Origin of the sequence: Streptomyces sp. NPDC004658 (genome assembly GCF_040609555.1) — a bacterium.
Classification (GTDB): Bacteria; Actinomycetota; Actinomycetes; order Streptomycetales; family Streptomycetaceae; genus Streptomyces.
On record NZ_JBEXKG010000365.1, the window covers coordinates 1 to 2,378 of the forward strand.

Annotated in this window: 2 protein-coding genes; both read right to left on the minus strand. The window is 77.8% G+C overall.

Features of this window, described 5'->3' with window-relative positions; genetic code table 11:
• Positions 1–1,038 (minus strand): aminotransferase class I/II-fold pyridoxal phosphate-dependent enzyme (locus ABZV94_RS41320; protein ID WP_356350215.1); only part of this gene is annotated, 1,038 nt, incomplete at its 3' end.
• Positions 1,039–1,317: 279 nt separating this feature from the next.
• A complete protein-coding gene (locus ABZV94_RS41325) occupies positions 1,318–2,355 on the minus strand; it encodes a hypothetical protein (RefSeq protein WP_356350218.1) in 1,038 nt (345 codons plus the stop codon).
• Positions 2,356–2,378: the final 23 nt, after the last annotated feature.

The window sequence follows — 2,378 nt, forward strand, 5'->3', positions numbered from 1 at the left end:
CCGGGTCAGGGCCATCTCGACCATGCCGACCGCCCCCTCGACGATCAGCTGCCTGGCCGCGACCACCGCTCCCGCCTGCTGGCGCTGGAGCATCGCGGAGGCAATCTCGGGAGCGTACGCGAGATGCGTGAAGCGCGACTCGATGATCCGCACGCCGGCGGCGGCCACGCGCGCGTGCAGCCGTACGGTGGCCTCGCGGCGTTCGACGACGGGCGGGGGCTCGTCCAGGGCGTAGCCGGCGACCGCCGCGACCGGTGCGGGGAGTCGGGCGCCGAGGGCGGTGAGGATGTCGAGCACGCGCGCGTGCAGGTGCCGTCCGCCGGCGGTGGCCGGGAAGCGTGCCACGGCGGCGGGCCAGGCGGGCGGCAGCAGCGCGCCGGCCAGGTCGGTGACGACGGTGACCTGGTCGGGCCACATCTCGGCCGGGCTGAGCAGGACGGTGTCGTGCGGGGTGTGCAGGGTGTCCCGCCAGGTCTCGTCGCTGACCAGGTGCAGGCCCTCGGCGGTGGCGGCCTCGACGGTCTCGTGCAGCAGTTCGGGCGGGGTGACGGTGGCGGTGGGGTCGTCGGCGACGGACAGCACCAGCAGCCGGGGGTCGCCGCCCTCGGCCCGGACCCGGCGGACGGTCTCCAGCAGGGCGTACGGGTCGGGGACGCCGCCGCCCTCGGGCGGGGTCGGCACATGGAAGGCGGGGCGGCCGAGGACGCGGGCGTACGGGGCCATCCAGGCGGGGCACGGCCGGGGTACGAGGACGTCCGCGCCGTCGCCGGCGAGCGCCGCGGTCAGGGCGAGCAGCAGGGCGGGGGCTCCGGGTCCGGCGGCCACCTGGTCGGGGGCGCAGGGCAGACCGCGCCGGGTCCAGTAGCCGCAGGCCGCCTCCAGCAGGGCGGGGGCGCCGCCGACGGGATGGGCGTCGGCGCGGCTCGCGGCGGCGGCGAGCACGGCGGAGAGTTCGGGGAGGACGGGCAGGCCGTCGCCGGGGAGCGGCGGGCCGTAGCGGACGGGGCCGTGGCCTTCCTGGGGGTCCGTCCGCCGCATGTCCGCCTCCGCGCAGTCCGTGGTGCCGTCGTGCCGCCCGCTGCGGGCCGTGCCGTCCTCGCGGGCCGCGTGTGCCGTCCGCGTGTGCCTGTGGGTCCTTGAGCTGTGCGTGCGGGTGTCCGTCTCGTCGTCCGTGTCGGGGGAATCCGGGATATCCGAGATGTGGGGGTGTCGAGCCGGCTGTGGGGCCGGCGGTTCCGGTGAGGTTCCTGGGCGGTGCCTCGGGAGGTGTGTACCCGCCGGACGGCCCTCCATGGGCGGTGCCCGGAGTTGCCCGGATCACATCCCCGCGGGTTCGCCTGCCCGGGACCACCGGTGTCCGAACAGCCGGTAGACGGCACCGGCGCAGGCGGCGGCGATGAGGGCCGCGCCGGCGGCCAGTGCGGGGACCGAGTCGTCGAAGGTGCCGCCCTGTCCCGCGTCCACGCCGTGCTGGACACCTGCCGGGGGGCACGCGTCGGAGCCGTGGGACGTGCCGCAGGTACGGCCGTCCGCGCACGCCTCCTCCCGGGACTCCGCGCACCAGTGGTCGTCATGGCCGCAGGAACCCGCCCCCGCACCGGCTCCCGCACCGGCCCCGGCGCACTCCCGCCCGGAACCGTCCTGCCCGGCGCTGTCCCGCCCGGCGCTGTCCTTGCCGGTGGTCTCCCGACCGGTGGAGTCCTTGCCCGTACCGGCCGAATCCTTGCCGGTGCTGTCCCGCCCGGCGGAGTCCTTGCCGGTGCTCTCCCGCCCGGTGGAGTCCTTGCCGCTGTTCTGTCGTCCGCCGCTGTCCTGGCCGACGCCGTCCCGCCCGGCTCCCGTCCCGCCCCCGTCCAGGGCACCGCCCCCGTCCAGGCCACCCCCGTCCGGTCCGGTCGCCTGACCGGGTCCCACCTCACCGGCGCCGGCCCGGCCGGCGTCCTGGCCGGGACCGTCCTGAGCGAGACCGTCCTGCCCGACGCCGTCCCACTCCGCACCGGGACCGGGCCCGGCGCCCAGATCCCCGGCGCCGTCCAGTCCGGGCACGGCCCCGGTGCCGCCCGGCCCGGCGTTCTGCGGGCCGGCCGGCGCCGTGGGGGCCTCACCGCTCCGGGTGACGGGGTGACCGCCGGTCAAGGGCCTGCCCGGGGTTCCGGAGACGGACGGACAGGGGCCGGTACGCGAGGCATCGCCCACGGTCCGGTCACCGGCGGTGGTGCGGGCGGTGACCCGGGCCGGGTGCGCGGTGCCGTCCGGGAACGCCGGTGGGGGCGCGGCGAGCGCGACCGGCTCCGGCCCGCCGACCGCCGACCTCGCGTGCTCTCCGGCATCCAGCCCACGGCTGGCTCGTTCCACCTCGGCAACTACCTCGGCGCCGT